Origin of the sequence: Pseudomonas stagnisoli (assembly GCF_048595745.1) — a bacterium.
GTDB classification, from domain to species: Bacteria; Pseudomonadota; Gammaproteobacteria; order Pseudomonadales; family Pseudomonadaceae; genus Aquipseudomonas; species Aquipseudomonas alcaligenes_A.
Genome location: NZ_CP184361.1, coordinates 3,627,681 through 3,648,549, shown reverse-complemented (window position 1 = coordinate 3,648,549; position 20,869 = coordinate 3,627,681). Strand labels below are relative to the sequence as shown.

Genomic DNA, 20,869 nt, shown 5'->3' with positions numbered 1-20,869 from the left:
CAGACGATTAAAAGCGCTTCTCATGATTAGGTTTTAGCAATGCTCACCATCGCGCTGTCCAAGGGCCGCATTCTCGACGACACCCTGCCGCTGCTCGCCGCAGCCGGCATCGAGCCGACCGAGAATCCGGAAAAGAGCCGCAAGCTGATCATCCCGACCACTCAGGATGACGTGCAGCTGTTGATCGTGCGCGCCACCGACGTGCCGACCTATGTCGAGCACGGCGCCGCCGACCTCGGCGTGGCCGGTAAGGACGTGCTGATGGAGTACGGCGGCCAGGGCCTGTACGAGCCGCTGGACCTGCAGATCGCCAACTGCAAGCTGATGACCGCCGGCAAGGTCGGCGCGCCGGAGCCGAAAGGGCGCCTGCGCGTGGCCACCAAGTTCGTCAACGTAGCCAAGCGCTACTACGCCGAGCAGGGGCGTCAGGTCGACATCATCAAGCTGTACGGTTCCATGGAGCTGGCACCGCTGGTCGGCCTGGCCGACAAGATCATCGACGTGGTCGACACCGGTAACACCCTGCGAGCCAACGGTCTGGAGCCGCAGGAACTGATCGCCCACATCAGCTCGCGGCTGATCGTCAACAAGGCGTCGATGAAGATGCAGCATGGCCGCATCCAGGCGCTGATCGAGACCCTGCGCAGCGCGGTCGAATCCCGATGACCGCCAGGGATGGCGGGAATGTCGAAAATGCACGAGCATTTTTCGACCACCGACGCTAATACCATCGGCGCGACCATCGGTCGCGTCTGCCTATCCGTGTCATAGCCACTTTTCTCGGGCGTCCATACGGTGGGCTTGGTAGCCTAGCGACGCCCGAGGATTTGCCAATTAAGAGGCCCGCTATGACCGCTCCTACCGCCATCCGCCGACTCAATGCCGCTGACCAGGACTTTGCGCGTCATCTGGATCATCTGCTGAGCTGGGAAAGCGTGTCGGACGACGCGGTCAACCAGCGTGTGCTGGACATCATCCAGGCCGTGCGCGAGCGTGGCGACGCCGCCGTGGTCGAATTCACCCAGCGTTTCGACGGCGTCGAGGCACAGTCCATGGCCGAGCTGATCCTGCCGCGCGAGCGTCTGGAACTGGCCCTGACCCGCATCAGCGCCGAACAGCGCGTTGCCCTGGAAAAGGCCGCCGAGCGCGTGCGCCTGTACCACGAGCGCCAGCGCCAGGACTCCTGGACCTACACCGAGGCTGACGGCACCGTGCTGGGCCAGAAGGTCACCCCGCTGGACCGCGCCGGCCTCTATGTGCCGGGCGGCAAGGCGTCCTACCCCTCGTCGGTGCTGATGAATGCCATCCCGGCCAAGGTCGCCGGCGTGCCGGAAGTGGTGATGGTGGTGCCGACCCCGCGCGGCGAGATCAACGAGATCGTCCTCGCTGCCGCCTGCGTGGCCGGGGTCGACCGCGTGTTCACCATCGGCGGCGCCCAGGCCGTGGCCGCGCTGGCCTACGGTACCGAGAGCGTGCCGCCGGTAGACAAGATCGTCGGCCCGGGCAACATCTATGTCGCCACCGCCAAGCGCCATGTATTCGGCAAGGTCGGCATCGACATGATCGCCGGTCCTTCGGAAATCCTCGTGGTCTGTGACGGCCAGACCGATCCGGACTGGATTGCCATGGACCTGTTCTCCCAGGCCGAGCACGACGAGGATGCGCAGTCCATCCTGGTCAGCCCGGACGCCGCCTTCCTCGACCGCGTGGCCGAGAGCATCGCCCGTCTGCTGCCGACCCTGGAGCGTGAGACCATCGCGCGTACCTCGCTGGAGGGGCGTGGCGCGCTGATCCAGGTCGCCGACATGGCGCAGGCCATCGAAGTGGCCAACCGCATCGCGCCGGAGCACCTGGAGCTGTCGGTGGAAAACCCCGAGCAGTACCTGCCGCAGATTCGCCACGCCGGCGCCATCTTCATGGGCCGCTATACGGCAGAAGCGCTGGGCGACTACTGCGCCGGCCCCAACCACGTGCTGCCGACCTCCGGTACCGCGCGCTTCTCCTCGCCGCTGGGCGTGTACGACTTCCAGAAGCGCTCGTCGATCATCCACTGCTCGGCCGAAGGTGCCTCCGAGCTGGGCAAGGTCGCCTCCGTGCTGGCCCGTGGCGAATCGCTGACCGCCCACGCGCGCAGCGCCGAGTACCGCATCAAGCCTTGATGGCTGTTTTGTAGGGTGGACAACGCTTTGCTTGTCCACCGTGTTGTTCGGTGGAAAATGCTTCGCAGTTTTCCACCCTACGCGAACCGAGAAAATCGAGGAGAGAAGGGCAGATGAGCAAGTTCTGGAGCCCCTTCGTCAAGGACCTGGTGCCCTACGTGCCGGGTGAGCAGCCGAAACTGGCCAAGCTGGTCAAGCTCAACACCAACGAGAACCCCTATGGTCCGTCGCCCAAGGCGATCGCCGCCATGCAGGCCGAACTGGGCGACAGCCTGCGCCTGTACCCGGACCCCAACAGCGATCGCCTCAAGCAGGCCGTGGCCGATTATTACGGCGTGAGCACCGCCGAGGTGTTCGTCGGCAATGGCTCCGACGAGGTGCTGGCGCACGCCTTCCATGGCCTGTTCCAGCACGGCAAGCCGCTGCTGTTCCCGGACGTGACCTACAGCTTCTACCCGGTCTACTGCGGCCTGTACGGCATCCAGCATGAAGCGCTGGCGCTGGACGAGCAGTTCCAGATCCGTCCCGAAGACTATGCGCGGCCGAACGGCGGCATCATCTTCCCCAACCCCAACGCGCCGACCGGCTGCCTGCTGCCGCTCGACGCCATCGAGCGCATCCTGCAGGGCAGCCCGGACAGCGTGGTGCTGGTCGACGAGGCCTATATCGACTTCGGCGGCGAGACGGCGATCAAGCTGGTACACAAGTACCCGAACCTGCTGGTGACCCAGACCCTGTCCAAGTCGCGCTCGCTGGCGGGCCTGCGGGTCGGTATTGCGGTCGGCCACCCGGACCTCATCGAGGCGCTGGAGCGGATCAAGAACAGCTTCAACTCCTATCCGCTGGATCGCATGGCCATTGTCGGCGCGGCGGCGGCCTTCGAGGACGAAGACTATTTCCGCGCTACCTGTCGGCAAGTGATCGACAGTCGCGAGGTGGTGGTTGCCGGCTTGCAGGCCCACGGTTTCGAGGTGCTGCCCTCGGCGGCCAACTTTGTCTTCGCCCGCCATCCGCAGCGCGATGCCGCCACGCTGGCCGCCGGCCTGCGCGAGCAGGGCGTGATCGTGCGCCACTTCAAGCAGGCGCGCATCGCCCAGTTCCTGCGCATCACCATCGGTGCGCCGGAGCAGAATCAGGCCTTGCTGGACGCCCTGAGCTCGTTGCTCTGAGTCGGGCCGGAAACAAAAAAGGCGCCCCGCGGGGCGCCTTTTTCATTGCTCCTGTACTTCTGCCGGGGGTCTGAGGCCGATCTCGGTGGTCAGCTCCAGCAGCTCGCCGGCGCGCAGTACCTCGACCACCACCTGTTCGCCAGGCTGGGTGCGCGCTACCTGGTTCATCGAGCGCCGGCCATCGACGGCAGGTTCGCCGTCGATCCGCAGGATCAGGTCGCCGGGCTGCAGGCCGGCCTTCTGCGCCGGGCCGCCGCGGTAGATGCCGGCCACCAGGATGCCGGCACGCCCCTGCAGGCCGAAGGATTCGGCCAGTTCGGGGGTCAGCGGCTGTACTTCGATGCCCAGCCAGCCGCGGATCACCTGGCCGTGCTCGATGATCGCCTTCATCACCTCGCGCGCCAGCTTGACCGGGATGGCGAAGCCGATGCCCTGGGAGCCGCCGGACTTGGAGAAGATCGCCGTGTTGATGCCGATCAGGTTGCCGTGGGCATCGACCAGGGCGCCGCCGGAGTTGCCCGGGTTGATCGCCGCGTCGGTCTGGATGAAGTCCTCATAGGTGTTCAGGCCCAGCTGGTTGCGCCCGGTGGCGCTGATGATGCCCATGGTCACGGTCTGGCCGACGCCGAAGGGGTTGCCGATAGCCAGGGTGACGTCGCCGATCTGGATCTGGTCGGAGCGACCCAGGGTCATGGCTGGCAGGTTCTTCAGGTCGATCTTGAGTACCGCCAGGTCGGTTTCCGGGTCGCTGCCGATCAGGCGGGCCAGGGTTTCGCGGCCGTCCTTGAGCGCCACCACGATCTGGTCGGCGCCGGCTACCACGTGGTTGTTGGTCAGCAGGTAGCCTTCCGGGCTCATGATCACCGCCGACCCCAGGCTCGACTCCATGCGCCGCTGCTTGGGCAGGTTTTCGCCGAAGAAGCGGCGGAACACCGGGTCTTCCAGTAGCGGGTGGCTGGACTTGCTGACCATCTTGGTGGTGTACAGGTTGGCCACCGCCGGTGCCGCGCGGCCGACGGCCTCGGCGTAGGACACCGGGCCCTCCTGGGCGATGCCGTACTGCGGCGCCTGCTGCAGGTTTACCTCGTTGGCTGGCAGGCCGACCCATTGCGGGTAGCGCTGAATCAGCAGCAGTGCCAGCAGCAGGCCGACCAGCAGCGGCCAGCCAAGGAAGCGCAGGGCCTTGAGCATCGATGAGAAATCCTGAGGGTTGCGAGGGCCCGAGGCGGCCCTTAAGGTGGCGGCATTATAGAGGTGCGGCCGGCAGTAAGGGCAGCACCGGCAACAGTTTGACGAGGAATTCCCATGGCCATCGCCCTGAGCACCCTGGTGGAGGAAGCTGACCGCTTTCTCAATGCCGCCCGCATCGCCGACTACTGCCCCAATGGCCTGCAGGTCGAGGGGCGACCGCAGGTCCGCCGCATCATCAGTGGCGTGACCGCCAGCCAGGCGTTGCTGGACGCCGCGGTGGAGGCCGAGGCCGACGTGGTGCTGGTGCATCACGGCTACTTCTGGAAGGGTGAGGATGCGCGCGTCACCGGTATGAAGCGGCGCCGGCTGCAGACCCTGCTGGGTCACGACATCAGCCTGCTGGCCTACCACCTGCCGCTGGACCTGCACCCGGAAGTCGGCAACAACGTGCAGCTGGCGCGGCAGCTGGAGATTACCGTGGAAGGGCCGCTCGATCCGGACAATCCCAAGGTGGTCGGCCTGCTCGGCTCGCTGGCCGAGCCCATGACCGCCCGCGATTTCGCCCGTCGGGTGCAGGAGGTGCTGGGGCGCGAGCCGCTGCTGGTGGAAGGTGCGGGCATGGTGCGGCGCATCGGTTGGTGCACCGGGGGCGGTCAGGGCTATATCGACGATGCCATCGCTGCCGGGGTCGATCTGTTCCTCACCGGCGAGGCCTCCGAGCAGACTTTCCACAGCGCCCGCGAGAACGGCGTCAGCTTCATCGCTGCCGGCCATCACGCTACCGAGCGCTACGGCGTGCAGGCTCTGGGTGACTACCTGGCGCGGCGCTTCGCCATCGAGCATCTGTTCATCGACTGCCCGAACCCCGTCTGAGGGCTCTTGCGCAGCCTGGCTGTGGCGGTCCTGCCAGGCCCGGAAGGCGCTGATTTTTGGGCATAAATCTAGATCGTTTCGATCTAAAAGGCCTCCTCAATAGAATAGGGTGCTGTGCTAGAGTGCGCCCTCGTCCACGGCCCGCCGGCCGTCCATTCCTGATTCGTGAATAGCCATGCTCGACAAACTGACGCACCTGAAACAGCTCGAGGCGGAAAGTATCCACATCATTCGTGAAGTGGCCGCCGAGTTCGACAACCCGGTGATGCTGTACTCCATCGGCAAGGATTCCGCCGTGATGCTGCATCTGGCGCGCAAGGCGTTCTTCCCCGGCAAGCTGCCGTTTCCGGTGCTGCACGTGGATACCCGCTGGAAATTCCAGGAGATGTACCGTTTCCGTGCCAAGATGGTCGAGGAAATGGGGCTGGAACTGATTACCCACATCAACCCCGATGGTGTGGCGCAGGACATGAATCCTTTCACCTACGGCAGTGCCAAGCACACCGACGTGATGAAGACCGAGGGCCTCAAGCAGGCGCTGGACAAGTACGGCTTTGACGCCGCCTTCGGTGGCGCCCGCCGCGATGAAGAGAAGTCCCGCGCCAAGGAGCGCGTGTATTCCTTCCGCGACAGCAAGCACCGCTGGGACCCGAAGAACCAGCGTCCCGAGCTGTGGAACGTGTACAACGGCAAGGTGAAGAAGGGCGAGTCGATCCGCGTCTTCCCGCTGTCCAACTGGACCGAGCTGGACATCTGGCAGTACATCTATCTGGAACAGATCCCGATCGTGCCGCTGTACTTCGCCGCCGAGCGCGAAGTGATCGAGAAGAACGGCACGCTGATCATGATCGACGACGATCGTATCCTCGAGCACCTCACGGACGAAGAGAAAGCCCGGATCACCAAGAAGATGGTGCGTTTCCGTACCCTCGGCTGCTACCCGCTGACCGGCGCGGTGGAGTCCACGGCGACCACGCTGACCGACATCATCCAGGAAATGCTCCTGACCAAGACCAGCGAGCGCCAGGGGCGGGTCATCGACCACGACCAGGCCGGCTCGATGGAAGAAAAGAAACGTCAGGGCTACTTCTAAGGATTCCGCATCATGAGCCATCAATCCGATCTGATCAGCCAGGACATCGTTGCCTACCTGGCTCAGCACGAACGCAAAGAGCTGCTGCGCTTCCTCACCTGCGGCAACGTCGATGACGGCAAGAGCACCCTGATCGGGCGCCTGCTGCACGACACCAAGATGATCTATGAAGACCATCTGGAAGCCATCACCAAGGACTCCAAGAAGGTCGGCACCACCGGTGACGAAGTGGACCTGGCGCTGCTGGTGGACGGTCTGCAGGCCGAACGCGAGCAGGGCATCACCATCGACGTGGCGTACCGCTACTTCAGTACCGCCAAGCGCAAGTTCATCATTGCCGATACCCCCGGCCATGAGCAGTACACCCGCAACATGGCGACCGGTGCCTCCACCTGCGACCTGGCGATCATCCTGATCGACGCGCGTTATGGTGTGCAGACCCAGACCAAGCGCCACAGCTTCATCGCCAGCCTGCTGGGCATCAAGCACATCGTGGTGGCCATCAACAAGATGGACCTCAAGGGCTTCGATCAGGGCGTGTTCGAGCAGATCAAGGCTGATTACCTGAAGTTCGCCGAAGGTATCGCGCTCAAGCCGACCTCGCTGCACTTCGTGCCGATGTCCGCGCTCAAGGGCGACAACGTGGTGAACAAGAGCGAGCAGTCGCCCTGGTACACCGGTCAGTCGCTGATGGAAATCCTCGAAACCGTGGAAGTCGCCGGCGACCGCAACTTCGACGACCTGCGCTTCCCGGTGCAGTACGTCAACCGTCCGAACCTGAACTTCCGTGGCTTCGCCGGTACCCTGGCTAGCGGTATCGTGCGCAAGGGCGACGAAGTCGTGGCCCTGCCGTCGGGCAAGGGCAGCAAGGTCAAGTCTATCGTCACCTTCGAGGGTGAGCTGGAGCAGGCCGGTCCGGGCCAGGCCGTCACCCTGACTCTGGAAGACGAGATCGACGTGTCGCGCGGCGACATGCTGGTGCATGCCGACAACCGTCCGCTGGTCACCGACAGCTTCGACGCCATGCTGGTGTGGATGGCTGAGGAGCCGATGCTGCCGGGCAAGAAATACGACATCAAGCGCGCCACCAGCTACGTGCCGGGCTCGATCCCGAGCATCGTTCACCGTGTCGACGTCAACACCCTGGAACAGGGGCCGGCCAGCAGCCTGCAGCTGAACGAGATTGGCCGGGTCAAGGTCGCTCTGGATGCGCCGATTGCCCTCGATGGCTACGAGCACAACCGCACCACCGGTGCCTTCATCGTCATTGACCGCCTGACCAACGGCACCGTCGGTGCAGGCATGATCATTGCCGATCCGGTTGGTGCTCAGGGCGGCGGCCACCACGGCAAGCTGGCCCACGTCTCCACCGAGGAGCGTGCTACCCGCTTCGGTCAGCAGCCGGCCACCGTGCTGTTCTCGGGCCTCTCCGGCGCCGGCAAGAGCACCCTGGCCTATGCCGTGGAGCGCAAGCTGTTCGACATGGGGCGCGCCGTGTACGTGCTGGATGGCCAGAACCTGCGTCATGACCTGAACAAGGGCCTGCCGCAGGACCGTGCCGGGCGCACCGAAAACTGGCGGCGTGCGGCGCACGTGGCGCGTCAGTTCAACGAAGCCGGCCTGCTGACCCTGGCCGCCTTTGTGGCGCCGGATGCCGAAGGCCGCGAGCAGGCCAAGGCGCTGATTGGCAGCGAGCGTCTGCTCACCGTCTACGTCCAGGCTTCGCCGGCCGTGTGCCGCGAGCGCGATCCGCAAGGTCTGTATGCCGCCGGTGGCGACAACATTCCGGGCGAGTCCTTCCCCTACGACATCCCGCTGGATGCCGATCTGGTGATCGACACCCAGGCTGTGTCGGTTGAGGAGGGCGTCAAGCAGGTGCTCGATCTGCTGCGCAGTCGCGGCGCCATCTAAGCCTGCCGGATCGAATAAGCCCCGCACTGGCGGGGCTTTTTTGTGCGCGGTCGAAGGCCGGCGCGTCCGCTATCGATGCCCATAAAAAAGCCCCGCCAGTGCGGGGCTTCTGGGGGACTGCCGGTCAGCGCTTAAGGCCGAAGCTCTCGTCCAGGGTGCCGGGCGCATCCGGCTCCTTGGGGGCGTAGTCCTTCGGGGCCTCGTTGGTCTTCGGCGGGGTCAGGCGCTCGCGCGGGGCCTTGCTCTCATCGGTGTTGAGCGCAGCCAGCAGGCGCTGGCGGGTCAGTTCGTCGGCGGCCAGGCGGTTGGCGCCCTGGGACAGGTGTTCCTGCACCTCCTGGTAGCTCTGGGTGAGCTTCTTCACCAGGCTGGCGGTGGTGTTGAAGTGGGTCACCACCTCGTTCTGGTAGCTGTCGAAGCGCTGCTGCAGGTCGTCCAGCTGGCGCTGGGTGCGGCCAGGGGCAGCGTTGGGCAGCAGGCGCGCGGCCAGGAAGCCGATGGCGATGCCGGCGAGCAGGGCCAAGGCGGGCAGCAGCCAGGGGGTGAGCGATTGTTCCACGAGTCCTTCCTCTGAAAGCGGCTTTGTTTTACGGTAGCGGCTCTCGCCGGCGCTGTATACCGCGGCAAAGCCCTGTTGTGCGATGTGCCTAACCAAGACGTGTCGACCCCGCCCGGGGTCACGGAGTTCCCGCTGTTGATCCGCGAAACCCCTCTTGCCATCGACGGCCCCTGCGGCTCGCTCGAGGCTCTGTGCTGTGAAGTTCCTGACGCCCGCGGCGTCGCCCTGATCTGCCATCCCAACCCGGTGCAGGGTGGCACCATGCTCAACAAGGTGGTCTCCACCCTGCAGCGTGCGGTGCGCGACATGGGGTATCACACCCTGCGCTTCAACTACCGCGGTGTTGGCGCCAGTGCCGGCAGTCATGACATGGGCAGCGGCGAAGTCGACGATGCCGAGGCCGTGGCGCACTGGCTGTGCGCGCAGTATCCCGAGCTGCCGTTGACCCTGCTCGGTTTCTCCTTCGGTGGCTTCGTCGCCGGTGCGCTGGCCGGGCGCCTGGAGGACCAGGGCGTGGCCATTCCCAGGCTGTTCATGGTGGCGCCGGCCGTGCATCGCCTGCAGCAGCCAGAGCATCTGCCGCAGGGCGGCGAGCTCGTGGTAATTCAGCCCGAACAGGATGAAGTCATCGCACCCGAGGACGTCTATGCCTGGTCCGCCAGGCTGGCGCGTGCCCATGAGCTGCTGAAAGTGGCAGAATGCGGCCACTTTTTTCACGGCAAGTTGCCCGAGCTGAAAGACCTGGTGCAGCCCCGTATCCAATAAGTTGAAGCGAATACCCAGATGACCACCCGTATCCTCACCGGTATCACTACCACCGGCACCCCGCACCTGGGCAACTACGCCGGCGCCATTCGCCCGGCCATCGTTGCCAGCCGCGCCGCCGACGCCGATTCCTTCTATTTCCTCGCCGACTACCACGCGCTGATCAAGTGCGATGACCCGGCACGTATCCAGCGTTCGCGCCTGGAGATCGCTGCCACCTGGCTGGCGCTGGGTCTGGATACCGACAAGGCGACCTTCTATCGCCAGTCCGACATTCCCGAGATCCCCGAGCTGTGCTGGCTGCTCACCTGTGTCGCTGGCAAGGGGCTGCTCAACCGCGCTCATGCCTACAAGGCCTCGGTGGACAAGAACGTCGAGGCCGGTGAAGACCCGGATGCCGGCGTGACCATGGGCCTGTTCAGCTACCCGGTACTGATGGCGGCGGACATCCTGATGTTCAACGCGCATAAGGTGCCGGTCGGCCGCGACCAGATCCAGCACGTGGAAATGGCGCGCGACATCGGCCAGCGCTTCAACCACCTGTTCGGCCAGGGCCGTGAGCTGTTCACCCTGCCTGAGGCGGTGATCGAGGAAGAAGTGGCGACCCTGCCCGGCCTCGACGGGCGCAAGATGAGCAAGAGCTACGACAACACCATCCCGCTGTTCGGCACGGCCAAGCAGCTGAAGGACGCCATCGCTCGCATCGTCACCGACTCCAAGCTGCCGGGCGAGCCCAAGGATGCTGACGGCTCGCACCTGTTCACCCTGTACCAGGCCTTCGCCAGCCAGGCGCAGCAGGCCGAGTTCCGCGCCGAGCTGGAAGGCGGCCTGGCCTGGGGCGAGGCGAAGAACCGCCTGTATCAGCTGCTGGAAAACGAACTGGGTGAGGCGCGCGAGCGCTACAACGCGCTGATCGCCCGTCCTGCCGACCTGGAGGACATCCTCCTCGCCGGCGCGGCCAAGGCGCGCAGGATCGCCACCCCGTTCCTTGGCGAGCTGCGCGAGGCGGTCGGCCTGCGCTCGTTCCGCGAGCAGGTGCAGGTGGCGGGTGGCGAGAAGAAGAAAGCGGCCAAGAGCGCGCGCTTCGTCAGCTTCCGCGACGACGACGGCAGCTTCCGCTTCCGCCTGCTGGATGCCGCCGGCGAGCAGCTGCTGCTGTCGAAGTCCTTTGCCGATGGCAAGGCCGCCGGCCAGGCCAGCAAGGCCCTGCAGTCCGGCGCCGAGCTGGATGTGCGCAGTGAGGGGCTGAGCTTCTCGGTGTGGCTGGGCGACGAGCAGATCGGCGACAGCCCGGCCTTCGCCGATGCCGGCGCGCTGCAGCAGGCCATCGCCCGCCTGCATGAGGCGCTCGCCCCGCAGGAATGAAGCGCACGGCATGATTGCCAAGCACGGGGTGCGTCGCTAAAGTGACCGCCCCGTTTTTGTTACCGAAGTTCCCAGCATGACTCCTCTTGAGCGTTATCAGGCCGATCTGAAGCGGCCGGACTTCTTCCACGATGCCGCACAGGAAAACGCCGTGCGTCACCTGCAGCGTCTGTACGACGAGCTGGTGGCCGACTCCAAGGCGTCCGGCCTGCTCGGCAAGCTGTTCGGCAAGAAGCGCCAGGGGCCGATCAAGGGTATCTACTTCTGGGGTGGCGTCGGCCGCGGCAAGACCTATCTGGTCGACACCTTCTTCGATGCGCTGCCGTTCGAGCAGAAGATGCGCACCCACTTCCACCGCTTCATGAAGCGCGTGCACGAGGAAATGCGCACCCTCAAGGGCGAGAAGAATCCGCTGACCATCATCGGCAAGCGCTTCGCCGACGAGGCGCGAGTGATCTGCTTCGACGAGTTCTTCGTCAGCGACATCACCGACGCGATGATCCTCGCCACCCTGTTGGAAGAGCTGTTCAAGAACGGCGTGAGCCTGGTGGCCACCTCCAACATCGTGCCGGACGGTCTGTACCGCGACGGCCTGCAGCGCGCGCGCTTCCTGCCGGCCATCGCCCTGCTCAAGGAGCACACCGAGATCGTCAACGTCGACAGCGGCGTGGACTACCGCCTGCGCGCCCTGGAGCAGGCAGAGCTGTTCCACTTCCCGCTGGACGCCGAGGCCGAGATCAGTCTGGAAAAGAGCTTCCGCAGCCTGCTGCCGGAGCACTGCGTGGTGGATGAGAACAAGACGCTGATGATCGAGAACCGCCCGATCGTGGCGCGCAAGGAGGGCGACGACATCGCCTGGTTCGACTTCCGCGAGCTGTGCGACGGCCCGCGCAGCCAGAACGACTACATCGAGCTGGGCAAGATCTACCACGCGGTGATCCTGTCCAATGTCGAGCAGATGAGCGTGGCCAAGGACGATATGGCGCGGCGCTTCATCAACCTGGTCGACGAGTTCTACGACCGCAACGTCAAGCTGATCATCTCCGCCGAGGTGGAGCTGAAGGACCTGTACAGCGGCGGCCGCCTGAACTTCGAGTTCCAGCGCACTCTCAGCCGCCTGCTGGAGATGCAGTCGCACGAGTTCCTGTCGCGTCCGCACAAGCCGTAACGCCAGCCCCGGGTCGGTCAGAAAAAACGCCGCGCCTTCCTTCTGAGGGGCGCGGCGTTTTGATTTGTAGGGCGGGTGAAACCCGTAGGGCCACTCGCGGGTTTTACCCGCCCTACACATCAACTGCCCTTCAGGCGCCGTCCTTGTGCTGGAACTGGCGGCGGTACTGGTTGGGCGACAGCCCGGCGTGCTGGCGGAACAGGCGGGCGAAGAAGCTGGCGTCGTCGTAGCCGACCTCATAGCTTATGGTCTTGATGCTCTTGCGGGTAGAGGAGAGCAGGCCCTTGGCCGTTTCGATACGCAGGCGCTGCAGGTAGTGCAGCGGCTTGTCGCCGGTCGCCGCCTGGAAGCGCCGCATGAAGTTGCGGATGCTCATGCCGTGCTGGCGCGCCACGTCCTCGATGCGGAACTTCTCGGCGAAGTGTTCCTCCAGCCACTGCTGTACCTGCAGGATGGCCACGTCCTGGTGCAACTTCTGCCCGCCGAAGCCGATACGCCCCGGGCTGTAGCTGCGCTGGGTCTCATAGAGGATGTCGCGCGCCACGCCCTGGGCGATGCCGGCGCCGCAGTAACGTTCGATCAGGTAGATGTAGAGGTCGCAGGCCGAGGTGACGCCGCCGGCGCAGTACAGGTTGTCGGCGTCCGATAGGTGCTTGTCCTGGTTCAGCAGCACGCGCGGGAAGCGCTCGGCGAATTCGCGGAAAAAGCGCCAGTAGGTGGTCGCTTCCTTGCCATCGAGCAGGCCGGCCTGGGCCATCCAGAAGACCCCGGTGGCCTCGCCGCAGATGGCGCTGCCGGCGGCGTGCCGTTCACGCAGCCAGGGCAGCACCTCGGGGCAGCGTCGGCAGAGAGCGTCGAAGTCGCCCCAGAAGGCCGGCAGGATGATTACCTCGGCCTCGCCCAGGTGGCCATCCACCGGGATCACTGCCTCGCTGAAGCTGGTCACCGCCTGTCCGTCCGGGCTGACCACGCGGATCTGGAAGGCGGATGTGGGGCCCAGGCCCTGCTGCTTACTGTGGCGCAGCCCGGCCATGTGGAAGAAATCGCGCGCCTGCATCAGGGTGGCGGCGAACACGCCATCGGTAGCGAGTATGGCGATGCGTATGGGCGACATGGCTATTGTTCTTATTAGTGATTAAACGGTCATCAGGTGGCTGGATCGTCTTATTTTTTGTCGCATGTGTCCAGTGCCGCCGGCACGAGCCCTGGCCTAGAGTGGGTCTCACCCAATGACCACTCAGACACAGGTGTAACAATGATTCCAAGAACCCTGTTCAGCCCCGAGCACGAGCTGTTCCGCGAGTCCGTGCGCAAGTTCTTCGAGCAGGAGGCCGTGCCCTTCCATGCGCAATGGGAGAAGGATGGTCATATCGACCGCGCGTTGTGGAACAAGGCGGGCGAGGCCGGCATGCTCTGCTCGCACATCCCGGAGGAGTACGGTGGCATGGCCGCGGACTTCCTCTACAGCGCTGTGGTGATCGAGGAGCAGGCTCGCCTGGGCCTGACCGGTGTCGGCTTCTCCCTGCACTCGGATATCGTCGCGCCCTACATCCTGCATTACGGCAGTGAAGAGCAGAAACAGTACTACCTGCCCAAGCTGGTCAGTGGCGAGCTGGTTACCGCCATCGCCATGACCGAGCCGGGTACCGGCTCCGACCTGCAGGGGGTGAAGACCACCGCCGTGCTGGATGGTGACGAGTATGTGATCAACGGTTCGAAGACCTTCATCACCAACGGCTGGCTGGCCGACCTGGTCATCGTCGTGGCTAAGACTGATGCCAAGGCGGGCGCCAAGGGCATCAGCCTGTTCCTGGTGGATGCCAAGACGCCCGGTTTCTCCAAGGGCAAGCGCCTGGAGAAGGTCGGCATGAAGGCGCAGGACACCTCCGAGCTGTTCTTCCAGGATGTGCGCATTCCCAAGGCCAACCTGCTGGGCAAGGAGGGCATGGGCTTCGTCTACCTGATGCAGGAGCTGCCGCAGGAGCGCCTGACCGTCGGCGTTGGCGCCATTGCTTCGGCCGAGGCGGCGCTGAAGTGGACGCTGGACTACACCCGCGAGCGCAAGGCCTTCGGCCGGGCGGTGGCGGATTTCCAGAACACCCGCTTCAAGCTGGCCGAAATGGCCACCGAGATTCAGGTCGGTCGCGTGTTCGTCGATCGCTGCCTGGAGCTGCACTTGAACAAGAAGCTCGATGTGCCGACCGCGGCGATGCTCAAGTACTGGGGCACCGACCTGCAATGCAAGGTGATCGACGAGTGCGTGCAGCTGCACGGCGGCTACGGCTACATGTGGGAGTACCCGATCGCCCGCGCCTGGGCCGACTCGCGGGTTCAGCGCATCTATGCCGGTACCAACGAGATCATGAAGGAAATCATCAGCCGCGCCCTGTAAGGACGGCGGATGCGAAAAGCCCGGCTCTGGCCGGGCTTTCTCGTTTCAGGGCGCCGGGTTGGGCTGTTCGCGGTGAATCGCCTCGATGGCGTCCAGCAGTTCGTCGCTCAGTTCCAGGCTCAGGCTGCCGAGGTTGCTCTCCAGTTGCTCCAGGCTGGTGGCGCCGATGATGTTGCTGGTGACGAAGGGCTGGCGGGTGACGAAGGCCAGGGCCATCTGCGCCGGGGCCAGGCCATGCTCCTTGGCCAGCGTTACGTAGCGGCTGCAGGCGGTGATGGCCTGCGGGTTGGTGTAACGGGCGAAGCGGCTGAACAGGGTGATGCGGGCATTGGCCGGGCGCGCGCCGTTCTCGTATTTGCCCGAGAGCATGCCGAAGGCCAGCGGCGAGTAAGCCAGTAGCCCGCACTGTTCGCGCATGGCGACTTCGGCCAGGCCGACCTCGAAGCTGCGGTTGAGCAGGTTGTAGGGGTTCTGGATCGACACCGCGCGCGGCAGGCCCAGCTGGTCGGCCAGTTGCAGGTACGTCATGGTGCCCCAGGCCGTCTCGTTGGACAGGCCGATGTGGCGGATCTTGCCGGCCTTGACCTGTTCACCCAGCACTTCCAGGGTTGCCTGCAGTGGGGTGAAGTCCTGTTCCTGGTGGCGATAGCCAAGCTGGCCGAAGAAGTTGGTGCTGCGCTCCGGCCAGTGCAGCTGGTAGAGGTCGATCCAGTCGGTCTGCAGGCGCTTGAGGCTGTCGTCCAGCGCCGCGACTATGTGCTGGCGGTTGTGCTTGAGTTGGCCGCCGCGGATGTAGTCGATACCGTTGCCGGGGCCGGCGACCTTGCTCGCCAGCACCCAGTCGGCGCGGTCGCCGCGGGCTTTGAAGTAGTTGCCGATGATGCGTTCGGTGGCGCCGTAGGTGTCGCGGCGCGGCGGGACCGGGTACATCTCGGCGGTATCGAGGAAGTTGATGCCGCAGGCCTTGGCGCGGTCGATCTGGGCGAAGCCCTCGGCCTCGCTGTTCTGCTCGCCCCAGGTCATGCTGCCCAGGCACAGGGCGCTGACCTGCAGATCGCTGCGGCCCAGTTGGCGATATTCCATGTGCTGCTCCTCGGTTCAACGGCAAAGGCCAAGCATAAAGTAGGTTGCTATTTTTGCAGCAATCGGCATAATTCCGCGGCTTTCTCGGCGGGGATGCCTAGCCCGTGCGAGAAGGAAGGTGGGGATGCCTAGCCCACCGAAACTCCCGCCGTGGCGGACGCGCTGACCCGAGCCCCCGATAGCGTCTGTTTCCGGCTGCCTTTGACCTTGTCAAAGCAAGCACTATTCAGTAAGATCCGCCGTCTTATTTTCAGGGCGGCCCCTGAGGCTATAGCGAATGAAGACTTTTACTGCAAAACCGGAAACTGTTAAGCGCGACTGGTACGTCGTCGACGCTGCAGGTCAGACCCTGGGTCGTCTGGCCACCGAAATCGCCAGCCGTCTGCGCGGCAAGCACAAGCCGGAATACACCCCGCACGTTGATACCGGCGACTACATTGTCGTGATCAACGCCGAGCAGGTGCGTGTCACCGGTGCCAAGACCAGCGACAAGATGTACTACTCGCACTCCGGCTTCCCGGGCGGCATCAAGGAAATCAGCTTCGAGAAGCTGATCGCCAAGGCCCCCGAGCGCGTGATCGAGACCGCGGTCAAGGGCATGCTGCCGAAGAACCCGCTGGGTCGCGACATGTATCGCAAGCTGAAGGTGTACAAGGGTGCCAACCACCCGCACACCGCTCAGCAGCCCCAAGAACTGAAGATTTAACGGAATAGTTCATTATGTCGGCGACTCAAAACTACGGCACTGGCCGTCGCAAGACTGCAACCGCGCGCGTATTCCTGCGCCCGGGTACTGGCAAGATCTCCATCAACAACCGCAGCCTGGATAACTTCTTCGGCCGCGAGACCGCTCGCATGGTCGTGCGTCAGCCGCTGGAGCTGACCGAGACCACCGAGAAGTTCGACATCTACGTCACCGTTCTCGGTGGTGGTGTCAGTGGTCAGGCCGGTGCCATCCGTCACGGCATCACTCGCGCTCTGATCGAGTACGACGAAAGCCTGCGCAGCCCGCTGCGTAAAGCCGGCTACGTCACTCGTGACGCCCGTGAAGTCGAGCGTAAGAAAGTGGGTCTGCGTAAAGCGCGTAAGCGTCCGCAGTACTCCAAGCGTTAATTCGCTGCTACGTTCAAAGACGCCCAGTTCCGTTTGGAACTGGGCGTTTTTTATTGTCCCGGGTTTTGTCTGCGACAACCTGTCGCATTGGTGGAGAGCCCGATCTGCAAGGCCTGCGACCATTTTGTATCCGGTAATTGCCTTGTCAGAAAAGGGGCTTTTCTTTACCATTCGGCAAATTTTGTGCGGCCCGATTTATTACTTAGTAGAGGCCTGACAACAGGCCACAAAGCTGATGGGAGACGACTGAATGAGCAATGACGGCGTGAATGCAGGCCGGCGTCGCTTCCTGGTGGCGGCCACTTCGGTGGTTGGTGCTGCCGGAGCGGTGGGGGCTGCGACTCCGTTCGTGGGGTCATGGTTCCCCAGTGCCAAGGCCAAGGCGGCCGGCGCACCGGTGAAAGTGAATATCGCCAAGGTCGAACCCGGCCAGCAGATGGTCGCCGAGTGGCGCGGTCAGCCGGTGTTCATCGTGCGCCGTACCGAGGAGATCCTGGCCAACCTGACCAAGATCGAAGGTAGCGTTGCCGATCCGGAATCTGCCGCATCTGTGCAGCCGACCTATGTCGACAAGAAGACTCGTGCCATCAAGCCAGAGATTCTGGTGCTGGTCGGTCTGTGTACCCATCTGGGTTGCTCGCCTTCCTTCCGTCCGGAAGTGGCGCCGGCCGATATGGGGCCGGACTGGGTTGGTGGTTACTTCTGCCCATGCCACGGCTCGCGCTATGACATGGCCGGTCGTGTTTACAAGGCCCAGCCCGCGCCGCTGAACCTGCCGGTTCCGCCGCATTCCTACGAATCCGATGACGTCATCGTTATCGGTGTAGACCAGGAGAAAGCATGATGGAAAAATTCATGGCCTGGATCGATGCGCGCTTCCCCGCGACCAAGATGTGGGAAGACCATCTGAGCAAGTACTACGCACCGAAGAACTTCAACTTCTTCTACTTCTTCGGCTCGCTGGCCCTGCTGGTGCTGGTCAACCAGATCCTCACCGGCATCTGGCTGACCATGAGCTTCACCCCGACCGCCGAGGAAGCCTTCGCCTCCGTCGAGTACATCATGCGCGACGTGGAGTACGGCTGGATCATCCGCTACCTGCACTCCACCGGTGCCTCCGCGTTCTTCGTGGTGGTCTACCTGCACATGTTCCGCGGTCTGCTCTACGGCTCCTACCAGAAGCCGCGCGAGCTGGTGTGGATCTTCGGCATGCTGATCTACCTGTGCCTGATGGCCGAGGCCTTCATGGGCTACCTGCTGCCGTGGGGCCAGATGTCCTACTGGGGCGCCCAGGTGATCATCTCGCTGTTCGGTGCCATCCCGGTGATCGGCGATGACCTGACCCAGTGGATCCGTGGTGACTACCTGATTTCGGGCATCACCCTGAACCGCTTCTTCGCCCTGCATGTGATCGCTCTGCCGATCGTCCTGCTCGGCCTGGTCGTGCTGCACATCCTGGCGCTGCATGAAGTGGGTTCGAACAACCCGGACGGCGTGGACATCAAGAAGAACAAGGACGCCAACGGCGTACCGGTCGACGGCATTGCCTTCCACCCGTACTACACCGTGAAGGACATCGTCGGTGTCGTGGTATTCCTGTTCGTCTTCTGTGCCGTGGTGTTCTTCTTCCCGGAGATGGGTGGCTACTTCCTTGAGAAGCCCAACTTCGAGCAGGCCAACCCGTTCAAGACACCGGCGCATATTGCTCCCGTGTGGTATTTCACTCCCTTCTACGCCATCCTGCGCGCCGTGCCGGACAAGCTGCTGGGTGTGATCGCCATGGGTGCCGCCATCGCCATCCTGTTCGTCTTGCCGTGGCTCGATCGTAGCCCGGTCAAGTCCATGCGCTACAAGGGCTGGATGAGCAAGGTCTGGCTGGTGATCTTCTGCGTATCCTTCGTGATCCTTGGCGTGCTGGGTGTACTGGCTCCGACTCCGGGTCGTACCCTGCTGTCGCAGATCTGCACTGCGCTGTATTTCGCCTACTTCATCCTGATGCCGTTCTACACCCGGATGGAGAAGACTAAACCGGTTCCGGAAAGGGTGACTGGCTGATGAAGAAGCTATTTGCTGCATTTGTGTTTGCCGCTCTGCCGGCTCTCTCGCTGGCTGCTGGCGGGGTTGAGTATCCGCTCGACAAGGTGGATATCGACCTCACCGACAAGGCCGCTATGCAAGACGGTGCGCGCACCTTCGCCAACTACTGCATGGGTTGCCACAGTGCCAAGTTCCAGCGCTATGAGCGTGTAGCCAAGGATCTGGGCATTCCGGAAGAGCTGATGCTGGAAAATCTGGTGTTTACCGGTGCCAAGATCGGTGAGCACATGAAGATCGGCATGCAGCCCGAAGACGCCAAGGTCTGGTTCGGTGCGGCTCCGCCCGACTTGACCCTGGTCGCCCGTGTGCGTGGTACCGACTGGCTGTATACCTACCTGCGTACCTTCTATGAAGATCCGGCCCGTCCGCTGGGCGCCAACAACAAGGTCTTCCCGAACGTCGGCATGCCCAACGTGCTGGTCGGTCTGCAGGGTCGCCAGGTCATCGGTTGCAAGCAGGTTCAGGTGGTCGAGGATGGCAAGAAGCAGTACGACCCGCTGACCGGCGCGCCGATCACTCATGAGGCCTGCGATCAGCTGACCGTGGTGCCCGAGACTGGCAAGCTGAGCGAAGCCGAGTTCGACGAGAAGATTCACAACTTGGTGACCTTCCTCGCCTACTCGGCCAACCCGGTCAAGCTGGAGAGCCAGCGCATCGGTACCTATGTGCTGCTGTACCTGGCCTTCTTCTTCGTGTTCGCCTACCTGCTGAAGCGCGAATACTGGAAGGACGTGCACTGATCCATCGCGTTACCGCTGTCGACGCACGCGCCCCTCAAGGGCGCGTGCGTCTTTCTGTTTCTGCCATATCGAAAAACCAGGAGGGACGCCATGGCCGCGACCAATAAGCTGGCCTGTTATTCCGACCCTGCCGACCACTATTCTCATCGTGTGCGCCTGGTGCTGGCCGAGAAGGGCGTCAGCGCCGAGATCATCGATGTCCAGGCCGGGCGCTGCCCACCCAAGCTGGCCGAGGCCAATCCCTACGGCGGCGTGCCAACCCTTGTCGATCGTGACCTGGCGTTGTACGAGTCGACCGTGGTGATGGAGTATCTCGACGAACGCTACCCGCACCCGCCGCTGTTGCCGGTGTATCCGGTCGACCGCGCCAAGAGTCGCCTGCTGATGCATCGTATCCAGCGTGACTGGGTCAAGCTGGTCGACCTGATTCTGGACTCGCGCACCAAGGAGGCCGACAGGGCTTTGGCGCGCAAGGAGCTGCGCGAGAGCCTGACCGGCGTATCGGCGCTGTTTGCCGACAAGCCGTTCTTCCTCAGTGATGAAATGAGCCTGGTGGACTGCTGCCTGCTGCCGATCCTGTGGCGCCTGCCGCGCCTGGGTATCGAGCTGCCGCGCCCGGCCAAACCATTGCTGGATTACATGGAGCGGATGTTTGCCCGCGAGGCCTTCCAGGCCAGCCTGTCCACCGTCGAGCGCGACATGCGCTGAGCCGAGGAGAGTCGAGATGAATTCCAGTCGTCCTTATCTGGTGCGCGCCCTCTACGAGTGGATAGTCGACAACGACTGCACGCCGCACCTGCTGGTCAATGCCGAGTTCCCGGGCGTGCGTGTGCCGCCAGGCTATGCCAACGACGGCCAGATCGTGCTCAACGTGTCACCCAGTGCTGTGCGCAATCTGCACATGGATAACGAGGCTGTGAGCTTCGAGGGGCGTTTCGGCGGTGTTGCCCATTCGCTGTTCATCCCCTCTGGCGCCATGCTGGCGATCTATGCGCGGGAGAATGGCCAGGGCATGGTGTTCGAGCTGGAGCCGCCGGTGGATGACGACGAGGAGGGGCCGGAGCCTGATGGTGACGGCCCGTCCGGCGATGAGCCGCCCCGGTCCAGCGGGCGACCCAGTCTGAAGGTGGTCAAGTAGAAAACAAAAAAGGCGCTCCGCGGAGCGCCTTTTTCATGTCTGTCGCGAGCGCG

At 63.8% G+C, this 20,869-nt stretch carries 21 protein-coding genes; 17 read left to right on the top strand and 4 right to left on the bottom strand.

Translation table 11 applies throughout. The features are described from left to right. Positions 1-39 precede the first annotated feature (39 nt). The 3 genes from hisG (at position 40) to hisC (ending at position 3,328) form a co-directional block, all read left to right on the top strand. Complete coding sequence (gene hisG, locus ACOAPY_RS17590; RefSeq protein WP_076584060.1) at positions 40-666, top strand: ATP phosphoribosyltransferase; 627 nt, start codon at positions 40-42, stop codon at positions 664-666. Positions 667-848: 182 nt separating this feature from the next. Beyond that, positions 849-2,159 (top strand): histidinol dehydrogenase, encoded by a 1,311-nt coding sequence (gene hisD / locus ACOAPY_RS17585; RefSeq protein WP_465154166.1) that lies wholly within the window; start codon positions 849-851, stop codon positions 2,157-2,159. A gap of 113 nt (positions 2,160-2,272) precedes the next feature. Continuing rightward, the gene (hisC, locus tag ACOAPY_RS17580; protein ID WP_465154165.1) at positions 2,273-3,328 is read left to right on the top strand and encodes a histidinol-phosphate transaminase; all 1,056 of its coding nucleotides are present in this window, start codon (positions 2,273-2,275) and stop codon (positions 3,326-3,328) included. Between the two features lie 42 nt (positions 3,329-3,370). Here the strand turns inward: hisC and algW are convergent, their stop codons facing one another. Then, positions 3,371-4,519, bottom strand: coding sequence for a Do family serine endopeptidase AlgW (algW, locus tag ACOAPY_RS17575; RefSeq protein ID WP_061903406.1), 1,149 nt, complete (start codon positions 4,517-4,519; stop codon positions 3,371-3,373). Positions 4,520-4,633: 114 nt separating this feature from the next. On the opposite strand from algW, the gene ACOAPY_RS17570 reads away from it, so the two are divergent. From ACOAPY_RS17570 to cysN, 3 genes are all read left to right on the top strand, one after another. Further along, a complete protein-coding gene (locus tag ACOAPY_RS17570) occupies positions 4,634-5,392 on the top strand; it encodes a Nif3-like dinuclear metal center hexameric protein (protein ID WP_076584071.1) in 759 nt (252 codons plus the stop codon). Between the two features lie 175 nt (positions 5,393-5,567). Next, entirely contained in the window at positions 5,568-6,485 is a 918-nt protein-coding gene (gene cysD, locus ACOAPY_RS17565) for a sulfate adenylyltransferase subunit CysD (RefSeq protein ID WP_465154164.1), read from the top strand. Between the two features lie 12 nt (positions 6,486-6,497). Further along, positions 6,498-8,396, top strand: a complete 1,899-nt coding sequence (cysN, locus tag ACOAPY_RS17560) for a sulfate adenylyltransferase subunit CysN (RefSeq protein ID WP_076428195.1) — start codon at positions 6,498-6,500, stop codon at positions 8,394-8,396. Between the two features lie 124 nt (positions 8,397-8,520). Here cysN and ACOAPY_RS17555 read toward each other — a convergent pair whose 3' ends face one another. Beyond that, a complete protein-coding gene (locus tag ACOAPY_RS17555; RefSeq protein ID WP_021701326.1) occupies positions 8,521-8,955 on the bottom strand; it encodes a Z-ring associated ZapG family protein in 435 nt (144 codons plus the stop codon). Positions 8,956-9,087: 132 nt separating this feature from the next. Here ACOAPY_RS17555 and ACOAPY_RS17550 point away from each other — a divergent pair, with 132 nt between their 5' ends. The 3 genes from ACOAPY_RS17550 (at position 9,088) to zapE (ending at position 12,253) form a co-directional block, all read left to right on the top strand. Further along, complete coding sequence (locus ACOAPY_RS17550; RefSeq protein ID WP_465156846.1) at positions 9,088-9,720, top strand: alpha/beta hydrolase; 633 nt, start codon at positions 9,088-9,090, stop codon at positions 9,718-9,720. Positions 9,721-9,738: 18 nt separating this feature from the next. Further along, positions 9,739-11,085, top strand: coding sequence for a tryptophan--tRNA ligase (locus ACOAPY_RS17545; RefSeq protein ID WP_076584078.1), 1,347 nt, complete (start codon positions 9,739-9,741; stop codon positions 11,083-11,085). A gap of 76 nt (positions 11,086-11,161) precedes the next feature. Further along, the gene (gene zapE, locus ACOAPY_RS17540) at positions 11,162-12,253 is read left to right on the top strand and encodes a cell division protein ZapE (protein WP_465154163.1); all 1,092 of its coding nucleotides are present in this window, start codon (positions 11,162-11,164) and stop codon (positions 12,251-12,253) included. Positions 12,254-12,383: 130 nt separating this feature from the next. Here zapE and ACOAPY_RS17535 read toward each other — a convergent pair whose 3' ends face one another. After that, complete coding sequence (locus ACOAPY_RS17535; RefSeq protein WP_465156844.1) at positions 12,384-13,286, bottom strand: GlxA family transcriptional regulator; 903 nt, start codon at positions 13,284-13,286, stop codon at positions 12,384-12,386. Between the two features lie 222 nt (positions 13,287-13,508). Here ACOAPY_RS17535 and ACOAPY_RS17530 point away from each other — a divergent pair, with 222 nt between their 5' ends. Beyond that, positions 13,509-14,645 carry an acyl-CoA dehydrogenase family protein gene (locus ACOAPY_RS17530; protein WP_465154162.1) on the top strand — a complete coding sequence of 379 codons (1,137 nt, stop codon included), beginning with the start codon at positions 13,509-13,511 and terminating at the stop codon, positions 14,643-14,645. Between the two features lie 45 nt (positions 14,646-14,690). Here the strand turns inward: ACOAPY_RS17530 and ACOAPY_RS17525 are convergent, their stop codons facing one another. Further along, the gene (locus ACOAPY_RS17525) at positions 14,691-15,728 is read right to left on the bottom strand and encodes an NADP(H)-dependent aldo-keto reductase (protein WP_465154161.1); all 1,038 of its coding nucleotides are present in this window, start codon (positions 15,726-15,728) and stop codon (positions 14,691-14,693) included. A gap of 277 nt (positions 15,729-16,005) precedes the next feature. On the opposite strand from ACOAPY_RS17525, the gene rplM reads away from it, so the two are divergent. The 7 genes from rplM to ACOAPY_RS17490 all read left to right on the top strand — a co-directional run bounded on the left by rplM (position 16,006) and on the right by ACOAPY_RS17490 (position 20,816). Further along, on the top strand, positions 16,006-16,434 hold the full coding sequence (rplM, locus tag ACOAPY_RS17520) for a 50S ribosomal protein L13 (protein WP_021701333.1): 429 nt from the start codon (positions 16,006-16,008) through the stop codon (positions 16,432-16,434). 14 nt (positions 16,435-16,448) lie between these two features. After that, entirely contained in the window at positions 16,449-16,841 is a 393-nt protein-coding gene (gene rpsI / locus ACOAPY_RS17515; RefSeq protein ID WP_021701334.1) for a 30S ribosomal protein S9, read from the top strand. 250 nt (positions 16,842-17,091) lie between these two features. Then, positions 17,092-17,685, top strand: a complete 594-nt coding sequence (gene petA / locus ACOAPY_RS17510) for a ubiquinol-cytochrome c reductase iron-sulfur subunit (protein ID WP_465154160.1) — start codon at positions 17,092-17,094, stop codon at positions 17,683-17,685. Further along, positions 17,685-18,896: a cytochrome b gene (locus ACOAPY_RS17505; protein ID WP_465156842.1), complete on the top strand. Its 1,212-nt coding sequence runs from the start codon at positions 17,685-17,687 to the stop codon at positions 18,894-18,896. Before petA ends, ACOAPY_RS17505 begins: the two co-directional genes overlap by 1 nt. Beyond that, the gene (locus tag ACOAPY_RS17500; RefSeq protein ID WP_465154159.1) at positions 18,896-19,678 is read left to right on the top strand and encodes a cytochrome c1; all 783 of its coding nucleotides are present in this window, start codon (positions 18,896-18,898) and stop codon (positions 19,676-19,678) included. Before ACOAPY_RS17505 ends, ACOAPY_RS17500 begins: the two co-directional genes overlap by 1 nt. 90 nt (positions 19,679-19,768) lie before the next feature. Then, positions 19,769-20,386: a glutathione S-transferase N-terminal domain-containing protein gene (locus ACOAPY_RS17495; RefSeq protein WP_076428177.1), complete on the top strand. Its 618-nt coding sequence runs from the start codon at positions 19,769-19,771 to the stop codon at positions 20,384-20,386. Positions 20,387-20,402: 16 nt separating this feature from the next. Further along, a complete protein-coding gene (locus ACOAPY_RS17490) occupies positions 20,403-20,816 on the top strand; it encodes a ClpXP protease specificity-enhancing factor (RefSeq protein ID WP_465154158.1) in 414 nt (137 codons plus the stop codon). Positions 20,817-20,869 lie beyond the last annotated feature (53 nt).